The organism is Streptomyces sp. HSG2 (assembly GCF_016598575.1).
GTDB lineage: Bacteria > Actinomycetota > Actinomycetes > Streptomycetales > Streptomycetaceae > Streptomyces.
On the sequence record NZ_CP066801.1, the window covers coordinates 3,917,730 to 3,937,463 of the forward strand.

At 66.0% G+C, this 19,734-nt stretch carries 12 protein-coding genes; all 12 read left to right on the forward strand.

Going from position 1 to position 19,734, the window contains the following annotated elements; genetic code table 11:
• The first annotated feature begins 51 nt into the window (after positions 1 to 51).
• Complete coding sequence (locus JEK78_RS16895) at positions 52 to 1,902, forward strand: ABC transporter ATP-binding protein (protein WP_200260282.1); 1,851 nt, start codon at positions 52 to 54, stop codon at positions 1,900 to 1,902.
• Positions 1,899 to 3,692 (forward strand): ABC transporter ATP-binding protein, encoded by a 1,794-nt coding sequence (locus tag JEK78_RS16900; protein ID WP_200260284.1) that lies wholly within the window; start codon positions 1,899 to 1,901, stop codon positions 3,690 to 3,692. Before JEK78_RS16895 ends, JEK78_RS16900 begins: the two co-directional genes overlap by 4 nt.
• 87 nt (positions 3,693 to 3,779) lie before the next feature.
• Entirely contained in the window at positions 3,780 to 5,027 is a 1,248-nt protein-coding gene (locus tag JEK78_RS16905) for a condensation domain-containing protein (RefSeq protein ID WP_242483112.1), read from the forward strand.
• On the forward strand, positions 5,020 to 5,880 hold the full coding sequence (locus tag JEK78_RS16910; protein ID WP_242483113.1) for an inositol monophosphatase family protein: 861 nt from the start codon (positions 5,020 to 5,022) through the stop codon (positions 5,878 to 5,880). Before JEK78_RS16905 ends, JEK78_RS16910 begins: the two co-directional genes overlap by 8 nt.
• Positions 5,855 to 6,781, forward strand: a complete 927-nt coding sequence (locus JEK78_RS16915; protein WP_200260290.1) for a phosphotransferase — start codon at positions 5,855 to 5,857, stop codon at positions 6,779 to 6,781. The genes JEK78_RS16910 and JEK78_RS16915 overlap by 26 nt, the downstream gene beginning before the upstream one ends.
• Positions 6,782 to 6,921: 140 nt before the next feature.
• Positions 6,922 to 8,079, forward strand: a complete 1,158-nt coding sequence (locus JEK78_RS16920; protein WP_200260293.1) for a 2-deoxy-scyllo-inosose synthase — start codon at positions 6,922 to 6,924, stop codon at positions 8,077 to 8,079.
• Positions 8,080 to 8,186: 107 nt separating this feature from the next.
• Positions 8,187 to 9,380, forward strand: coding sequence for a DegT/DnrJ/EryC1/StrS family aminotransferase (locus tag JEK78_RS16925; protein WP_200260296.1), 1,194 nt, complete (start codon positions 8,187 to 8,189; stop codon positions 9,378 to 9,380).
• Positions 9,381 to 9,400: 20 nt separating this feature from the next.
• The gene (locus JEK78_RS16930; protein ID WP_200260299.1) at positions 9,401 to 10,228 is read left to right on the forward strand and encodes an SDR family NAD(P)-dependent oxidoreductase; all 828 of its coding nucleotides are present in this window, start codon (positions 9,401 to 9,403) and stop codon (positions 10,226 to 10,228) included.
• A 62-nt stretch (positions 10,229 to 10,290) separates the two neighbouring features.
• Positions 10,291 to 15,438 carry a non-ribosomal peptide synthetase gene (locus JEK78_RS16935; RefSeq protein WP_200260302.1) on the forward strand — a complete coding sequence of 1,716 codons (5,148 nt, stop codon included), beginning with the start codon at positions 10,291 to 10,293 and terminating at the stop codon, positions 15,436 to 15,438.
• The gene (locus JEK78_RS16940) at positions 15,435 to 17,783 is read left to right on the forward strand and encodes a beta-ketoacyl synthase N-terminal-like domain-containing protein (protein WP_200260305.1); all 2,349 of its coding nucleotides are present in this window, start codon (positions 15,435 to 15,437) and stop codon (positions 17,781 to 17,783) included. Before JEK78_RS16935 ends, JEK78_RS16940 begins: the two co-directional genes overlap by 4 nt.
• Positions 17,780 to 18,943, forward strand: a complete 1,164-nt coding sequence (locus tag JEK78_RS16945) for a phosphotransferase (protein ID WP_200260308.1) — start codon at positions 17,780 to 17,782, stop codon at positions 18,941 to 18,943. Before JEK78_RS16940 ends, JEK78_RS16945 begins: the two co-directional genes overlap by 4 nt.
• Before the next feature lie 13 nt (positions 18,944 to 18,956).
• Positions 18,957 to 19,730, forward strand: a complete 774-nt coding sequence (locus JEK78_RS16950) for a TIM barrel protein (protein WP_200260311.1) — start codon at positions 18,957 to 18,959, stop codon at positions 19,728 to 19,730.
• The last annotated feature ends 4 nt before the right edge of the window (positions 19,731 to 19,734 follow it).

The following is a 19,734-nucleotide window of genomic DNA, read 5'->3' on the forward strand; positions in this document are numbered from 1 at the left end:
GGCCAGGATGCATGACTGTGCTCGGATGGCTTAGGAGAACATGTGGTCGGCATGGCTGAGAGGGTGCGCCTGCTCCGGATTCTGCGATCGGCCGGTCGGCCGATCGTCGGCGTCCTCGTCGTCGGTTTGCTGCTGGAGAGCTTCGTCCCTGCCGCCAGTGCGATGGCCCTCGCGTTCCTCGTGGACAGCCTCGTGCAGGCGGACGGCACCAGCTTGTTCGAGGCAGCGCTGATACCCCTGGGGGCCTTCGCGGGTGTCCTGGTGGTGGGACACGCAGCGGAAGCCGCGACCGCGCCGCTGGCGTCTATCGCGTCTGCTCGTATCGACGGCTGGCACAGAGCCAGGGTCACTCGGGTCGCCACGACAAGCCGCAGCATTCAGGCGCTGGAGCGGCCGGAGGTACAGACCCTGGTTCGGGAGGCGTTGGCCGACAGGAGCCGCGGGTACGACTCCACACCCTCCGATGGCGCAGTGAGCCTGTTGCGCTGGGCCGCTGGCATGCTCGGCGCCGTTGCCGCGTGCCTCGTCCTGCTCACGTACGCATGGTGGCTGATCCCCCTGGTGCTGATTCCTGCCGTGGTCAACCGTGTCCTGCGCACACGCCTGGACTTCGGGCTGACGGTGCGGTGGAAGGGCGCCACCAAGGGTGAGCTGTTCGCAGACGTGTGGCGCCATGCCTCCGTCTCGGCCGGCGAGGGGAAAGACATCCGCGTCTTCGGACTGTCCGACTGGATGGTCGAGCGGATGCAGGCACATGTTCGCGAGGCCAACGAGCCGTTGTGGTCTTACATCACCAAGATGCTGCTGTCAACGTGGCGGCAGTTTCTGATCGTCTCGATCGGATTGATACCCGCGTATGTACTGGTGGCCCACAGCGCGGCGGACGGCGGGACCACAACGGCCGTGGCGACCGCCGTCTTCGCCGCCAGCTGGTCGCTGTTCCAGGTCCTCGGGCCCAACGCGGAGACGTACCACATCCTGGGTGGCATAAGGGTGCTCAAAGCATTCGATGAACTGTCCGAGGCCATGCGGGAGGACGACCTGCCGAACAGCGCAGCGAGCAGCGCGTCGCCGACCCGACTGCCGGACGGGAGGACACGCCCTCCACGGGTCGTCTTCGACCAGGTCCAATTCGCCTACCCCGGGACAAAAAAGCCCGTTCTGAAGGGCGTCGACCTCCAGATCAGGCCTGGGGAACTGCTGGCCGTCGTCGGTCTCAACGGGGCTGGCAAGTCCACGCTGATCAAGCTGCTCGCCGGGCTGTACACCCCTACGGAAGGACGGATCACTGCGGACGGTCTCGACATGGCGACCTTGGACCCTGATGCGTGGCGGCAGGAGCTCTCCATCGTGTTCCAGGATTTCGTCCGGTACCATCTTTCCGCCGCCGACAATGTGACACTCGGTCAGGCCGGAACGGCTCCGGACCGGGATGCCGTCGAGGCGGCTGCCCGTGAGGCGGGACTTGAGGCGGTTCTGGAGCGACTTCCCTCGGGATGGGATACGCCTCTGGCGCGCTCTCGGACCGGCGGCGTGGACCTCTCCGGCGGTCAGTGGCAGCAGATCGTGCTCACACGAGCGCTCTACTCCATCCGCAAGGGCGCGAAGGTGCTGGTGCTGGACGAGCCGACCGCCCATCTGGACGTTCGTACGGAGTTCGATGTCTTCGACCGCCTGGCGAAGAACAGGGGCGATACCAGCGTCGTGCTGATTTCTCATCGGCTGTCCACCGTGCGTCAAGCTGATCGCATCGTGCTGCTGGAAGACGGACGCATCTCCGAGGCCGGCACGCACGAGGAGCTGATGGCCCTCGGCGGTGCATACGCAAGGATGTTCTCCATCCAGGCGGAGCGGTTCAACCGTGATCTACCTGAAGAGGTCGGCCTTGGAGGGCTGCTGTGAAGGGCTATCTGGATCTGTGGCGGGAGGTCTTCAGCCTCTCGTGGCACAAGCAGCGACGGCTCACCCTGCTGACTCTCGCGTCCCTGGCCTGCTCCGTCGTGGCCGTGGCCGCGAGCGCGCTCGCCCTGCGCGAGGCGGTGGACGCCATCGTTCGCGGTGACACGGACAGGGCGGTGGCCGCCGCGGTCGCGGCAGGCCTCATCTACGCCATGAATCTCGTACTCCAGGACTCGTCCGGGCTGCTGCGATCCACCACGGCCGATCGCGTCGGGCGGCTCGAGCTGCACCCGAAGGTTCACAGGGACATCGCCTCGATCGAGGGCCTCGACCACCTCGAGCGGACCGACTTCCTGGACCGGGTGACCATCGTTCGGGCCTCGACCAGCCAACTGGCGGCGAGCTTCTGGAACGCGGCTCAGGCCCTGTCGAACGTGCTGAAGCTGGTCGTCACGCTGCTGCTGCTCGGGACAGTCAGCCCGTGGCTCCTTGTCCTGCTGCTCTTCGCCATCGCGCCCGTGCTGTGTGACCACCGTGGTCAAGGGGTCGTCAAACGCGTCGAAGTGGAGACCGCGGAGGCATACCGACTGCAGCAGCATTTGGCCGAGCTGGCGGTGAAGGCGGACTCGGGCAAGGAGATCCGCGTCTCCGGCGCGGGCCCTGAGATCGTGATGAGGCAGCAGGAGGCATGGGAGGCTGCGATGGGCCCGCGAGGCCGGGCCCAGCTGATCGCGGCGGCCTGGAAGCTGGCCGGTTGGCTGACCTTCGCAGCGGGCTTCATAGGCGGATTGGGCCTTGTCACCTACCGAACCGCACACGGACACGGCACGGTCGGGGACCTCGTACTCGCCGTGACGGTAGCGGCCAGCCTCCGCCAGACCGTGCAAAGTACGGTCGCCAGCACCACCTCGACAGCTGGAGCCCGGCGTGTGGTCGAGCCGTATCTCTGGTTCCGCGCCTACGTGGCGCAGGAGCAGGCACGGAGCGCCGGGACAGTCCAGCCCCCGGCGCGGCTGTCGGAGGGTATCGCGCTGGAGGATGTGTCGTACTCCTACCCTGGTACGGACATCAAGGCGCTGGACGACCTGAACCTGCACTTGCCGGCTGGTTCGGTGGTGGCAATCGTCGGAGAGTACGGCTCGGGCAAGACCACGCTGGTGAAGATGCTGAGCAAGCTGTACCGGCCCGATTCTGGGCGAATACTGGTCGAGGGGGTCGAACTCTCCGAGGTCAACACGGAGCGCTGGCGTGCACGGTCCAGCGCCACGTTTCAGGACTTCGGACGCTTTCGCACGGTATTCGCTGAAACAGTCGGACTGGGGGATCTGCGGCACATCAGCGATCTGGACGCCATCCGGGACGCGCTGAGAGACGCGGACGCCGAAGAACTGGCTCAGCGTCTTCCGGATGGCTTGGGCACGCAGTTGGGCCGGGAACTGGGAGGGATCGATCTCTCGGAGGGGCAATGGCAGCGCGCGGCGTTGGCCCGTGCGTCCATGCGGTCCGATCCCTTGCTCTTTGTACTGGACGAGCCCACGGCCTCGCTCGACGCACCCAGCGAGCAAGCGATCTTCGAGCGCTACATGGCCAGGGCTCGGTCACTGGCACAGCAGACGGGCGCCATTACGGTCATCGTGTCGCACCGGTTCTCCACCGTCACGGGGGCGGATCTCATCCTGGTGCTGGACAAGGGACGGCTCATCGAGTCGGGCGACCACGACGCCCTGATGCGAATGGGCGGGCGATACGCCGAGCTGTACGGCATCCAGGCCACCGCCTACTCCACTACCTGAGCGAGACGAGCCCGAACTCTCATGAGGAACTCCTCGAGGCGGTCCGTACTGCCGCTCTCTTTTCAGCAGGGGGGCATGGTCCGGAACATGGTTCGCTATCCGGATTGCGCCAAGGAATACGATCTCGTCTGCCTGTTCCGCCTGGAAGGCGCATTCGACCAGGCGTGCCTGATACGGGCATTCGACGATCTGATCCGGCGCCATGCCATGTTGCGTACCGTCATCGGTCTCGGCGAGGAAGGGTACGAGCAACATGTCCATGGCTCCGCGGTCGTGAACATGGCCGTCCGGCACTGGGGCGATCGGAGGGCGCATGACGTCGCGGAGGCACTGGCTGCCGAGCGCTGCGGAGCGGACGAGGTGCTGAACGGGCATCCGTTGTTCCGGCCGGCTCTCCACACCACCGCAGACGGCGTTGTGCTCTCCGTCACCCTGCATCATCTGATCTATGACGGGTGGTCGCTGTCCGTCATCTGGCGTGACCTCTCGGAGTTCTACGCGGCCCGTACGGAGGGCCGCTCGGCTCGAATCGACCCGCTCTCCTTCAGTTACCCGGACTTCGTACGGGAGCAGCGCCGGCTGTGGCCCGAACGAGCCCGTCGTTCCATGGACTTCTGGCGATCGACCCTGGCAGGCGCCCCGCCGGCCGTGCCCTGGGATCCACCGGCGCAGTGGCGGCCGGAGGGCAGCACATGGCAGACCTTCCGGCGGGAGTTCGGCGACGCCTGCCCCGGAGCGCTGTACGCCGTGCGCCAGGTCGCCCGCGAGAACCGCATTTCACCGAGCATGGTGCTGCTGGGAGCCACGGCGGCCGCGGTGGCTCACGCAACGGGGCAGAGGGATCTGCTTCTCGGTACTGACACGGCGGGCAGGGACGGTGGCAAGGACGCCTGGAACGTGGTGGGTCACTGCGTCAACATGCGCGTCACGCGTCTTCGCATCGAGTTGGCCGACACACCCATCACCCTCGCCCGCAAAGCGGGAGAGGCATGGCGAGCTTCGGAGCCGCATCATCACGTCTACGAGGACCGCATTTTGGAAGTCTGCGGCGAACCGGAGCCCCTGAAGGTGAACTTCGCAGGAACGGCGGGCGACGAGTACGAGATGCCGCACCTGGGCCACGCGGTGGTGACGGCCCTCGACACACCTACCCCCTCACACGACAGGAGACCAGTGAAACTCCGCTGGCACATCACTGGAGACGGTCTACGGGGGTCGGTCACATACCGTCCCGCAAAGGTCTCCGAGAGGGCCGTCTCGGACCTGACTTCGGCGCTCACCTCCGTCATCCGTGAGCTGCGCACCGAGGCCGCAGAGGAGGACGTACGTGGCTGAGGTCATGGCGGAGCTGAGCGACCTGGAGCTCGCCCACCATATGGCGGACGTCGCCACTCGCATCTCCCTGCGCCACTTCAACCGCAGCGAGATACCGACCGCGGACAAGGACGACGGCAGCCCCGTCAGCGTCGCGGACCTGGAGGTGGACCGCGCTCTCGTGCACATCCTGCGTCGAGCTCGGCCCGCGGACGGGATTCTGACGGAGGAGAGCGGCGCATGCGCGTCGGGTCGACGGCGCTGGATCCTGGACCCGATCGACGGCACGGCTCCCTTCCTGGCTGGAGAGGACGGATGGGGTACACATATCGCCCTCGAAGCCGACGGATGCCTCCAGCTGGCGGTCCTGACCAGACCCGTTGACGGACGGCGTTGGTGGGCCGTGCGCGGCGGGGGCGCCTATGCCAGCACCGACGCGGACCCGATGTCCACCACACGACGACTGGCTGTTACCGCCGTTGTGGATCTCGCCAGCTCCCGGATAGGCGGCTTCGTTTCTCCGGCGGAGTCGGAGGCGGCAGCTGCGGTCGCCCGCCAGGCGCACTGGGTGGTCGAAGAATCCTCACCCGTGGTTGCGTTGCTCGAGGGGCGTCTCGACGCCGTACTCGACGAGGGAGGCAATGCATGGGACATGGCTCCCGGCGCCCTGCTGGTGGCTGAGGCAGGTGGCCTCTTCACCGACCCTTCGGGCGGTACCCGGCTCGACATGCACTGGGGTCTCTACGGAGGCAGAGCAATCCACGCGGCACTCAGCACTGTGCTGGCCCGCCATCTGCCGGTGAAGGAATCCGCGCGCCCGCTCAGCGGGGCCGACGAGGAAAGCGAGGGTGATCACAGTGCTGCTGCCACCTGAGAGCGTCGATCTCGACGAACTGCGAAAGACTATCGAGTCGCAGTACGAAGTGACGGAGGGTCCGCTCGAGTTCGTGCCGCTCGGCGAGGACAGCTGGGCTTTCCGTATGGGCGGTCTTTGGGTCAGCCTCCGCCGGGACCTGCGAGGGCATGTGCCTGAGGCCTACCGTGTGGCCATGCTGCTCAGGGAGTCGGGACTGCACTACGTCCTGGCTCCGATCGCCGGCGTCGACGGGCGGATCGTCCGCTCGATCAGCGGATATCCGGTCGTCACCTTTCCCCTGATCGATGCCGAGCAGGTCGGTCGATACCGGCCGACGACGGATGAGGTCGAGCAGATCACCTCCATGATCGCGGCAGTGCACTCGGCACGCGTGCCCCATAACCTGCCGGTCGAGGACTACACTCTCTCCTTCGACGCCGACCTCGACGCGGCGATCAATTTCGCCGACGGGTCCGAGCCCGAGGCCGGCGGCTACACGGCGCGCCTCTTCCGACTGCTGCGGGCGCACCGAGCGGACATAGTCGGTCTTCGGTCCGAGGCGCAGCGACTCGGACGGTACTGCGCTACGTCCGGCGACGCCACAGGCATTACGCATGGTGAACCGAGTGCCGCCAATGTTCTCCGCACCAGGAATGGGTTCCTGCTCGCTGATTGGGGTGGCGCGATGGTCGGTCCGCCCGAGCGTGACTGGTTCCACGTCGGCAGAACCCTGGGAATTGACACGACCTCTCGCTGCCGGCCAAAGTTTCTTCGCTTCTACGAAGTCCGCTGGATTCTCAGTGAGATAGCTGAATACTCCTCCAGGTTCATGCATCAATGTGCTGGAGACCTGGAAGACGAGGCAATGTGGGAACGGCTCCGCAGATACCTGCCGAGTGAAATGATCCCGGCTGTGTGACCTCTGTGCCAGGCCCCCATCCGAGGCGGTGAAATCCGCCGGGGTGGGGGTCTCTTTGCGTATGCGGAAGCTCGAATCAAGTGTTCATTCAGGGCTTGTTGGCATGTCGATGCCGGGTAGCATCCCAGATTATGGCTGACATGAACTGGAACACGCACACCATCGCACTTGGAGGCACTCGGTACCCGTATTTCTATGGGCACGAATGCATGGGTCGCATTATCGATTCGATTGCCGGATATGATGCAGACAGATTCATCGTCGTCACGGACGACAACGTGCTCGCATTGCACGGCGAATCATTGTTGCCGAGGCTCGGCGAGCATGCGCCGGTCCAGGTGCTCAGCCTGCCCGCCGGCGATGGGATGAAAGCGCTGCCGAACCTCGCGGCACATCTCGAACAGGCCATTGCGTCCGGAGCGACCCGGCGATCCGTGGTGATTGCCTTCGGCGGCGGGGTGCCGGGCAATCTCGCGGGGGTGGTCGCCGCGCTGCTGTTCCGCGGGGTGCGCCTGGTGCACATCCCGACCACGACCGTGGCGGCGATGGACTCGGTGATTTCGCTCAAGCAGGCCATCAACAGCGGGTCCGGGAAGAACCACATAGGCACGTATCACACGCCCGAGGCGGTGTACCTGGACGTGGCGCTCCTGCGGACGCTCGAGGGCAAGCAACTGCGCTCCGGGCTCTGCGAGGCGACGAAGAACTGTCTGGCCATTCGACCGCAGAGCATCTCCGACTTGCGGCGCGTCCTGGCGGACGGTGACCTCGCGTCACCCTCAACCCTGCTCTGGCTGCTGGAGGAGAGCCTCGAGGCGAAGATCTCCGTAACCGAGCGGGATCGCTACGAGCAGAAGGCCGGGCTGATCCTGGAATACGGCCACACCGTTGGACACGCCGTCGAGATTTGTGATCAGCGGCTTCGTGGCGCCGAAGGCATCTCGCACGGGGAAGCCGTGATGTTCGGGATGCTCGCCGCCGCAAGGATCTCCGCGGCGGTCGGCGGCCTCACCCAGGACGACGTGAGCATGCACGACGAGCTGGCCTACGCGCTCGGCGCGCCCGTCACCGTCCCGGACGGCCTGTCCATTGCCGATGTCGTGAACGCCGTCCGGTTGGACAACAAGCGGGGATACCTGCCTGTTTCGGCTGGGGAGGCGGCGATGGTCGTACTGGACGAGCTGGGCAAGCCGATGGGCTCGCGTGATCTGCCGCTGGTTCCGGTGCCTATGGACCTGGTCGAGGAGACGGTTGCCGGGCTGCGTGTTGACCGGCACGGCCTTTCCCTTCAGCACTGAAACGGTGAGGTGACGTGGTGAGCGAACTGGCCCTCGACGGTGGCCGTCCGGTGTGGACAGAAGGGTGGCCCCGGTGGCCGCAGCTCGGACCCGACACGCTCCGAAGCGTGTCCGAGACGCTGGAGAGCGAGAGATGGGCCGTCAGCGGACCGTGGTCGGGAAGCCGGCCAATCGAGCGGGAGCTTGCGGAGAGGTTCGCCTCGTTCGTCGGAGCCGAGTGGTGTGTTCCCGTCGATCACGGCTCGAGCGCTCTGGTCGCCGGGCTGCACGCGCTGGGTGTTGGCCCGGGTGACGAGGTCATCGTCCCTGGACTCACCTGGGTGGCGAGCGCGTCGGTGGTCGCCCGGGCCGGCGCGGTGCCCGTACTCGTGGACATAGACCCGAACACTCTGTGCATTGAACCCCAGGCTGTCGAGGCCGCGATCACTCCGGCCACGGTCGCCATCACCGCGGTCCACCTGTACTCCGCCATGGCGAACATGGATGCCCTGCGAGTCATTGCCGACAGGCACGGGCTGGCACTCGTCGAGGACGCGGCGCAAGCATACGGAGCCAGTTGGCGGGGTGCCGGCGCAGGGAGTCTGGGTGACTTCGGCGCCTTCAGCGCACAGCAGGGCAAGACGCTGACGTCTGGAGAGGGTGGCTTGCTCGTCACGTCCGATGACGGCCTGCGTGCCAAGGCCGAGATGCTCCGTGGCGACGGCCGCCGCTATGCGACGGGCCCGCAGGTACGGGGCCGGTCGGACCTCGAGGAGCGGTCGGTGGTGCAGGGGTGGAACATGCATCTGACCGAAATTCAGGCTGGCCTGTTGCTGGACGGACTGGAACGGCTCCCGCTGCAGAATCGGCAACGTGCCCTGTTCGCAGAGCAGTTGGACAAGGATCTCGTCGCGGAGGGGGACCTCGAGTCGATCGTCCCGTACGGGGCAAACGACCAGCGCGCGTACTACCACTATGCGATCCGCCTACGGGAGGGCGCGTTCGCGGGACTCGGCGCCACGGCCGTGTGCGAGGCGCTGAGTGCGGAACTCGGATATTGGGTCCACCCGCCGTACCGGCCGCTGGACGGCCATCCCTTGTACGACCCTCGACGATTCCCTGGTGCCGGGGACGGGCCACTGGCCGAACGGCTCAACCCGAGCGCCTACCACCTGCCGGCTGCGCATCGGGAAGCCGCACGGACGGTTCTCTTCCACCACCCGATGCTCCTCGGCGGGGACGCGCACCGCGAGGCGATTGTGGAGGCGTTCGCGAAGGTGCGCCGACTCGCTGGGCAGCTTCGCGCAGCGAAGACCAAGTGATGACAGAAGAGGTAAGTGCTATGGCGAAGATTGTCCTTACCGGCGCAAGCTCAGGCATCGGGGCGGCAGCCGCTGTGGAGCTCACGAAGCGTGGGCAGCAGGTGGTCGCGGTAGGCCGCTCCCCTGAGAAACTGGCGAATGTGCACCGGCAGATGGTGCTTGTGGCGCCCAGCGGTCTGGACGTACCGGAGCCGATCGCTGCCGACCTGACCGTCATGGCCGATGTGCGGCACTTGGCCGCGGTACTGTTGGAGCGCTGCCCGCGCATCGACGTGCTGGTCAACAACGCCGCCGCACAGCCCAGCAGGCGTGTCCTCACCGCGGATGGCTACGAGTTGGGGCTTGCTGTGAACCACCTGGCCCCCTACCTGATGACCCGACTCCTGGTGGACCGCCTTCGGGACTCTGCCGGACGGGTGGTCACCACCTCCTCCTCCACGCATGTCAAGGGCAGCTTCGACTTCGGTGATCTCCAAATGGAGCGCGGCTGGCGCAGCCAGCTCTCCTACGGCCGCTCCAAGCTGGCGAACATTCTCTTCACCAGTGAGCTTCATAGGCGGACGCAACTGCCCGCGTCCTCGTTCCACCCCGGAGCCATCTCCACCGACCTGAACCGGAACTCTCCGTTCGTCCGGTTGGTCAAGCCTTTCGAGAGGTTTGTTTTGGCGCCTCCGGAGAAGGGCGCGGAGACGCTGGTCTGGCTGGCGACCGACGCCGAAGGTGCTGCCCCGCGCGGTCTGTATTACGCGGATCGCGGCCCGGTGGATCCTTCGCCGCTCGCCCGCGACGGCGAGCTGGCCGCCCAGCTCTGGAAGGTGAGCGCGGACCTCGTGGGCCTGGAGCCGTAGGACTCCCAGCATCTGCCGATTCCGGAATTTTCTAGATCAATTGCTTGGATATGGGGGAGGCAATGGGCGGTAATATTTCCGCCGGTCTTTCGGGAGCGGACAGAGAAGTCCCGAGCCTTACGCTGCCGGAGCTGATTCAGGAACAAGTTGGCAGGACACCGAACCGGACGGCGGTCGAAGGCCTTGGCCGCAGGATGTCGTACGCGGAACTGAACGCCGCGGCTGATCGGCTCGCCACGGTCCTTGTCCGGCACGGGGCTGGTCCCGAGCGTTTCGTTGCCGTCGTCCTGCCACGCTCTCCGGAGCTTGTCGTGGCGCTGTACGCCGTCCTCAAGAGCGGCGCCGCTTACATCCCCGTGGATCCCGAGTACCCGCCGGAGCGCATCCAGTACATGCTGGACGACTCGGCGCCGGTGTGCGTCATCACCACCGAGGCGCTGGCGTCGCTGGTGCCCGCGTCCGCTCAGCTGCTCCTGCTCGATTCCGACGCGACCAGTGGGGAATCCGGCCGATTCCCGGAGGCCGAAGCCTGGCCGGTCGGCGGAAGGGAGCCCCTGATGCCCAGCCACCCCGCCTACGTCATCTACACATCGGGCTCGACCGGCCGCCCGAAGGGTGTCGTCGTCGAGCACAGCTCTGTCGTCGATTACGTGAGATGGGCAGCCGCCTCCTATCCGGGTGTGGAAGGGGAAACGGTACTCCATTCGCCCGTTTCGTTCGATCTGACGATCACCGCACTCTTCACGCCCATGACCGTGGGCGGCACCGTCAAGGTTGCCACGCTCGACGAGCTGGCCGGCCGAGGCGAGTCAGCCGACGGCTACTGCGACTTCCTCAAGGTGACCCCCAGCCACCTTGCCTTGCTCGACGCGCTCCCCAAAATGGTGCGAGCGGGGGGCAGCCTGGTGATTGGCGGTGAGCAGCTCACCGCGGACCAACTGGACACATGGCGGCGTGAGAACCCCTCGGTGCACGTGTTCAATGAATACGGTCCCACCGAAGCGACCGTGGGGTGCGCGCTTTTCCGCCTGTCACCCGATGCCGAGGTACCTCCCGGACCCATTCCGATCGGACGCCCGGCCTGGAACACCGCGCTGTACATTCTGGACAGTCGGTTTGAGCCGGTGCCCGCAGGCGAGGAGGGTGAACTCTACATAGCGGGAGCCGGCCTGGCGCGCGGGTACCTGGGCAGACCTGAGCTCACCGCGGAGCGATTCGTGGCACATCCCTTCGGACCGCCGGGAAGCCGTATGTATCGCACCGGCGACCTCGTGCGGCTCCGTGGCGACGGCGAGTTGGAATTCATCGGGAGATTTGACGACCAGACAAAAGTCAATGGATTCCGCATCGAGACAGCAGAGGTGGAAAGCGCGCTGTGCGCCCTGCCTTGGGTCGCTCGCGCCGCGGTCGTCGCGAGAAAGAATCACCTCGGGGACGGATACCTCGCCGCCTTCGTCGTCCCCACGAAGAGTCCGGAGCACAACCCGCCTGACCCCGCAGACATTAAGAGCAGCCTGGCCACACGCCTTCCGCAGTACATGGTTCCCGCGCGGATCGAGACGGTGGACTCCTTCCCCCTCACACCGAATGGAAAGCTGGACCGTGCCGCGTTGCTCGCCCAGTCGGTCGGCGAGCATGTGACCACATCGGTGTCGGACGACGATCCGTTGGGCTCGGCCTGGGCCGAGATCCTTGGCGGCCTCCCTCCGGACGAGGACATGGGCTTTCTCGAAGCGGGTGGTCAAAGCCTGACTGCGGCCCGTCTGATCGCTGTCATCGAGCGGCGTTGGGGTATCCGGCTGCGCCTTGCGACGTTCCTTCGTGAGGACACGTCCCTCGCCACGCTACGTACGTTGGTGCGGACGGACTGCGTTGAGGCACAGCCCCCGGCGGGTCCTGGCATCCACCACCAGCCAGCCCTCTCCGCGCAGCAGCGACGCCTGTGGATTCATCAACAGGTCTTCCCGGACTCGCCTGCGTACAACGTCGTAGGACTGCTGGAGACCGACGGGCCCCTGGACGCCGCCGCCCTGCAGAGGGCGTGGGCATGGCTAGTGGCGCGACACGAGGTGCTTCGGACCACCGTCAACGTCGACGCCGCTGGCGTTGCTGTGTCCCGTGTCCATGAGATGTCCGCACTGCCCCCGGCGGCCACCCGCCTCATCCTCGCCTCACATGCGGGGAGCGACTGGAGGAAGGCCGTACAAACCTTCGCCTCGGACTCCGCCTGGCAGGTCTTCCGCGCTCAGGAATTGCCCCGGGCACTACTCGGCCTGTTGCTGGACACCAGCGGTTCCGGCCGCAGTGCCGTTCTGCTCTCGGCTGACCACATGGCGTCCGACCAGCAGTCCTTGGATCTGCTCTTCGCCGGACTCGCCGCCCGTTACCGCGCCGAGTGCGATGGCGTGAACACCGAAGAGGAGAAGCTGCCTGAGCCGCCGCAGTACAGCGCGGTGATGGCCGCCCAGTCTCCGCAGCCGCTCCAGCGCGCTCGGGAGCTGACGTACTGGCGGGAAACACTCAAAGACGCCGCCCCGGAGCTGAACCTCTCCTTCCAGCATTCCCGTCCTGCTGTGCCCACGTTCCGGGGCGCCTCCGTCGAGCAGGAGCTCGGCGCCAACGTGAGCGCTCTGCTCCAGCAGAAGGCCGCGGAATGGCGGGTCACGCCGGCCGTGGTGTTCCTGACCTGCTATGCGAGAGTCCTCGCCGACTGGGCCGGTGTGGAGGACGTCACGATCGGCGTGCCCGTCTCCGGGAGGGAGTCGGAGGAGGAGCACCACACCGTGGGCTTCTTCATGCGCACTCTTCCTGTGCGCCTGGGCATTCCGGGTGGTGCCGTGGCGAAGGACCTGCTGGATCCGGTGGCGGATGCACTCCTGTCAGCCATCGAACACGGGTCCCTGCCCTTCGACGAACTCGTCGAGGAGCTGGATCTGCCCCGTGATGCCTCACGCAACCCCCTTTTCCAGGTCTGGTTCAACGATCTTACGCAAGCTGCTCCGCCCACCACGTTCGGAGCGCACTCGGCTACGGCGATCGAGCCCCCGACACCCTGGTCGCTCTTCGACGCCGGACTGTACGTCCATCGTGCGGCCAATGGCGGTTACAAGCTGCAACTCGTCCATGCGCTGGACCTCTGGCCGACGAGCGCCGCACAGGAGTTCTTGAAGCAGTGCGCCGGGGAACTCGCTCAACTCGTCGGATCCCCGGCACGACAGACCGTCGTCGAACCGGTCGCTGACGACCCACCGACCGTCGAGCACGGCGCTGTACGCACCTGCACGGACCTGGTGGCGGACGTACTCGATCACGGGCGCCGCCGACCGGAACTCGTCGCTATCCGTACCGCCGACAGATCGATCTCCTACGCCGAGCTGGCCGGCCGTATCAAGCGCGTCGCCGGACTGATCACATCGGCGACCCGTGACACCACCCCGGACCGCCCGGTCGCCGTGCACGCCACTCGGCACCCCGACCTGGCCACCGTCATTCTCGCCTCCTGGTTCGCTGGCCGTCCAGTGCTCCTGCTGGACCCGTCCTATCCGGACCAGTGGACTGACGACGCATCGTCCTCGGCCGGCGCCGTGCTGCACATATGTCTCGACGCGACGGACGTTGTCTCCAGCCGCCAGACCCCCGTACTCGCTATCAGCTCCGACATGCCAGCGGCTCCGGAAATGGATACCGACGAGATGGCGGCGATGCCTGTGGGGACAGTGGGCCATCTCCTGATGACGTCTGGGACCACGGGTACACCGGACGTCGTAGCACTCCCATCCGAGGCACTGCCCGAGGCACTCGGCTGGTACGCGGATCACCTGGACCTCGGCCCCAATGATGTCTTCTGCCTGACCGCGCCTCCCGCGCACGACCCAGTTTTCCGCGATCTGCTACTGCCCCTCATCCTGGGCGCTGCCGTCCACGTTCCGCGGGATGCTGAGCTTCACCCAACCAACCTGCCCGAGCTCTTCGCGCAGACGGGTACGACGGTCTGGCACACCACCGCGACCCGTGCGCGGCTCGTCACAGGAGCGACCTCCGGCCGAGCAGACCTGGGCCGAATGCGGCGCATCGTCTTCCACGGCGAGCCGCTGCGCGAGGCCGATGCCGAGGCGGCCGCACGCCTCTGCCACCGAGCGGAGATCTACAACCTGTACGGTGCCACGGAAACACCGCAGGCCAGCGCCTTGGGCCGGTGGGCCGGAACGCGTCCGACGGGACCCTCCGCCCCATCGGACACCGTTGCTGTGGCCGACATCGTGCCACATCGCTCCCTGTCGATCCGCACCGCGCGCGGAGAGGCCGGCGTCGGCGTCCCGGGCGAACTCGTGGTGCGCGGCCGAGGATTGGCGCTCGAGTACCGGGGCAGCTCTCGACGCAGACCACCACAGGCCGCGCCCGGCACGGCGCTGGACAGGATCTACCCGACCGGCGACCTCGCCTACAGGACTCCCGACGAAGGGATAGTGCTCCTCGGCCGCATCGATCGACAGGTCGGCGTGCACGGTCACCGGGTCGAGCTGCCAGGAATCGAGCGGGTGCTCGCGGCGCAGCCGGGAGTGACGGACTGCCTCGTCACCGTCGACCCGGAGGCGGCCGACAGAATTCTGGCCTGGTATGTATCCACCAGGAACTACACGGAGGAGGGCCTCCGACAGGCACTCCGGGCACGTTTGCCGCAGTGGGCGATTCCCGCACTATTCACTCCAGTGGACCAACTGCCGGTAACAGCCAATGGAAAGGCGGACGTCCGCGCGCTCATGCGATTGCGGACCGCGCTCCCCACACCTCCACCCATCGAACACGAGACCGTCGCTGAGCTGGCCTCACTGATAGCCCTGCGCGCCGGCGAACTGGCCCAGGAGCGCTCCGGGCGCAGCACGAAGGCGCACGCGGACAGCTCGTTCTTCGAACTGGGACTCAACTCACTGGACCTTGTGCAGCTGCACCAGCGACTTGCGTCGGACGGCGTTGACTTCGCGATCGCCGACATCTTCCGCTTTCCCACTGCGCGCATGCTCGCCGACCACATCTCGGGCCGGGGGCGCTCGAAGGAACTGCAGCCGAGGACACAGGACGCCACACGGAAGAGCGATCTCGCCGCCCGGCGCAATGCTCGCGCCCGACTGCCCGTGCGCCAGTCCCCGCCAGCCGGAGCGCGACCGACATCAGCGAAACACATTAGCCAAGTAAGGAACCGTAAGGAATGAGTGACCCAATCGCGGTCATCGGCATGGCGGCGCGCCTACCCGACGCTGCGAACCTCAATGAGTTCTGGTCGAACCTTGTCGCCGGGCGCAACTCCATCCACCGCCTTTCCGAGGAACAACTGCTCACGGCGGGCGCGACCCGAGAAGATATCCAAAAGGCCGGCTATGTGCGGGCACGGCCTCTTCTGGACGACGTCTGGGGTATTGACCGCCGGTACTTCGGTATGTCGGAGAGAGAGTGCGTGGTACGCAACCCCCAGCACCGGCTCCTGCTCGAGCTCTGCTCCAGCGCCCTGCAGAACGCGGGATACGTGCCGGGATACGGCGGGGTGATCGGCCTGTACGCGGGCTGCGCAAGTGACCGCTACGCGGAGGATCACCTGAGGGCCGACCCAGAACTGTTCTCGCTCGTGGGAGAGACCGGAATATCCCTCGCCAACAATCCCGACTACCTGACTTCCTTCGTCTCGTACCGACTCGGGCTGACCGGTCCCAGCATCCCCGTTCGCACGGCGTGCTCCTCCTCCCTGGTGGCCGTACACATGGCTGGCCAGGCGCTGCGAGCAGGCGAATGCGACATCGCGCTGGCGGGCGGTGTGGAGATTGAGATGCCTTACGGCCTGGGATATCGTCACATACGCGGTGGAGTGGAATCCCCCGATGGGGTCTGCAGGCCTCTTGACGCCGGTGCCGGCGGCACCGTCTTCGGCAGTGGCGGCGGCGTGGTCGTCCTGAAACGCCTCGACGAAGCGTTGTCGGACGAGGACACGGTCTGGGGCCTCATCCGGGGGTCCGCAGTGAACAACGACGGATCGGAACGGGCGACATTCACCTCTCCGAGTGTGGAGGGGCAGCGACGGGTCATCGCCGAGGCCCTTGCCGTTGCGGGAGTCGACCCGGTCGACCTGTCGTACGTGGAGCTCCACGGAACAGCAACGCAGGTGGGTGACCCTGTCGAGGTCCAGGGACTGAACGATGCCCTCTGCGCGGTCGCCGACGGCGAACTGCCGACTGAAAGCTGCGTCATCGGCTCGGTAAAGTCCAACATCGGGCACCTCGGCCCCGCGGCTGGCGTAGCCGGCCTGATCAAGACGGTGTTGGCCATGACTCACGAGCTGATTCCGCCGACCGCCAACTTTCGCAGCCCAAACCCGTTGCTGGAGCTGGAGAAGACACCGTTTCGAGTGGCCGACCGATTGCTGACGTGGCCCCGCACCGATGCGGACCCACGCTTGGCGGGCGTCAGTTCCTTCGGCTTTGGGGGAACGAACGCACACGTCGTCCTGGAAGAGGGACCGCTGTCTCGTACACCTCGCAGCAACAGGCCCGGCGCTCAGGTGACCGGAGAGAGCGCCGAACCGGAGCTCCTGGTGTGGTCGGGATATGATGATCGTGATGAGGCTGGCATCCGGCAGCGCCTCGCGGCGGTGCTGGACGGACCGACACATCGTCTTGCCGATATCGCCTTCACCATGCAAGTGGGCCGGGATCCGCTTCCTGTACGTGCGGCACTTCGCTGCCGGAACTCGAAGCACGCGGCGAGTACACTCGCGGACCCCGCTGCCGACCTGACGGCACGCAGCGACGGCACGATACGCCCAGTCGTCTTCGTCTTTCCCGATGCCACCAAGGCGGAGGATGGCGTCACCGAATGGTCCCGTCACATCGCTGACCGCCACAACGGCTTTGCGGCGTACATGGGGCAGTGCATCGACCTTTTCAGCAAGGAACTCGACCTCGATCTGGCCGAGGCCTGGCGCCGGGAACCCGCCCCGAGCCGTAGGCTCGTCAAGCAGCTGGCGGCGCTGCAGTTCTCCGCCGAGTACGCGCTGGGGCAGATGTTCACGGACCTGGGCGTACAGCCCGCCGCGACCATGGGCCATGGTGCCGGAACTTTGGTCGCGGCAACGGTATTCGGGGCGCTAAGCCTCCAGGACGCGGTGCGTATGCGATGCGGCGATATGGGCTTGGGGGCGGACAGCACGGTACGGCCCGCAGCGGAAGCGGTGCCACCGCTGCACGGGATCGACACCGCAAGCAGCGAACCCCTGCTCTGGCTGACCTGCGGATCGACCACAGGGGCAGAGACGCCGTGGCGGGACTTCGGGATCGACGGCACGGATCAGCAAGCAGCGGGCGTTCTGCACCACACGGACGGGTCCGAAGCCTGGGATGGGGTGCTCGACGCGCTCGCACGTGTGTGGGTGAACGGAACGGACGTGGCCTGGGAGGCTCTGCTCCGGCCCAGTGACGTGGGGCGCGTACCACTGCCGCACTACCCGTATGAGCGCCGTGAGTACGTGGCCCCACGACGGGCCGCAAACCCCTGCGGGAATCCGTCATGAGCGCGCCGGCCCGAATGGAGCTGCGGGTCTGCGCTGCAGATCACGAGCGTCGGCAGTGGAGTACGGGTGACCTCCCACGGGTCCGGGTCGACGGCGGAACACAGGCCGCACCTTGGCAAATCGTCGAAGCCGTTCGTGAACAACTCGGCATAGACGTGGCGTTGCTGCGCGTCGCCGGGAGCGACACGGTCGAGGTCGAACTCTTGGAACCCGGGCCAGACAAGTCTGACACCCCCCACGCGTTCACCCCTCATGCCCCCTCGTGGCAACGCCCGGGCTGGTACGCGCGCGCGATGACGTTGGTCGACTGGCAGCTCGGCAGCCTGGGGTTCAACCGAAGCGGCCGACCCATGCAGATGCGGCACTGGGATGTCTCGGCCGTGCTGCGCATCGCCACGGACGCGTATCCCGTGTGGTTCAAGGCGGTACCAGCGGTCTTCGCGCACGAAGGTGCAGTCATGCACTGGGTAAGTCAGGTGGCCCCGCAGCACGTGCCCTCGGTACTGGCTTTCGGGGAAGCATGGCTTCTTACGAAGGAGATGCCTGCGGAGCAGCCGGAGCCGGCCGAGCCTGTGCTCCAGGCCATGGCGCGGATTCAGATGGCCTCGATCGGCCGTACCGATGAACTGCTAGCGCTCGGTTGTCCATACCGCGGACTCGGCACCGTCCCGGATGCCATCGCAGAGCTGTCCACACGCACCGACCTGCTCTCCATGGCGGAAATTCTCAGTCTTTCGTCTCGGCACTCGGATCTGAAAGCGGTGGTCGATTCGGTGGCCGACCTGGGGGTCCCCGACACGCTCGTGCACGGCGACATCCAGTCGGAGAACGCCCGCTGGACGGGAGAGACCTGGCTGATCATCGACTGGACAGACGCGTGCGTGGCACATCCCTTCGTTGAGCTGTCCCGCCCTTTGATGGATGCGAACGCCCGGGCACGTGTCCTCGCAAAGGAATGCTTCGCCGGCGCCTGGTCAGATGTCCTTTCTGAACCGGCCATCAAGGGCGCCCTGAGAGCTGCCCCGGTGATCGGTGCGGCACACCAGCTCGAGACATATCGGCTGATGGTCGACTCGATCGGAGCGCATCCGGAGCTAGTACGGCTGCTCCACCTATGGGTGTCACGCCTAGTCGACGCTCTCAAGTCTGTATACCTGTGATGGGGCTTTAACCATGACATTTGCACAGAGTTTTGCCTGGTGGTCTTTTGCGGAGGCTCCCCAGCAGGTCCCAGACCTGCTGGCACGTGCAGCCCAGGTAGGCATGAAGGGTGTGGACTTCCTACCGCGGGACCTCTGGCCGCAGGCGCGCGATCTGGGGCTGGAACTGGTTGTCATCGACGGGCATGAATCCATCGAAACGGGTTTCAACGATCCTGCCCAGCACGCCAGCCTCAGCGACCAAGTGCGCCGCTCTATCGAGCTGGCCCATGTGGAAGGGGTGCACCATCTCTCTGTCATGTCGGGCGACGTGGTCGCTCTGGATGACGAGCAGGCCGTCGCTGTATGTGCCGAGGCGCTCGCCCCGCTGGCCGAGGAAGCGGAGCAAGCCGGTGTCGGATTGCTCCTCGAGCCCTTGAACACCAAGGTCGATCACCCGAAGCACCAATGCAATTCCACGAACTGGGCCGCAGCCGTCGTCGACCGAGTGGGAACGGGGAGCCTCAAAATTCTATACGACGTCTATCATATGCAGCTCATGGAAGGCGACCTGCTGCGCACCATCGATGCCAACTTCGATCGCATCGGCCATTTCCACACGGCTGGTGTGCCGGGGCGTCAGGAACTCGACTGCCATCAGGAAGTCAACTGGAATGCGATTTCCGAGGCTTTGCGAGCGCGCGGTTATAAGGGATTCGTCGGACATGAGTTCATTCCCCGCGAGGATCCTGTGCACGCGCTCCGGCAGGCTTTCGAAATATTTCACGTCCAACCGGCATCCGAATGACTGT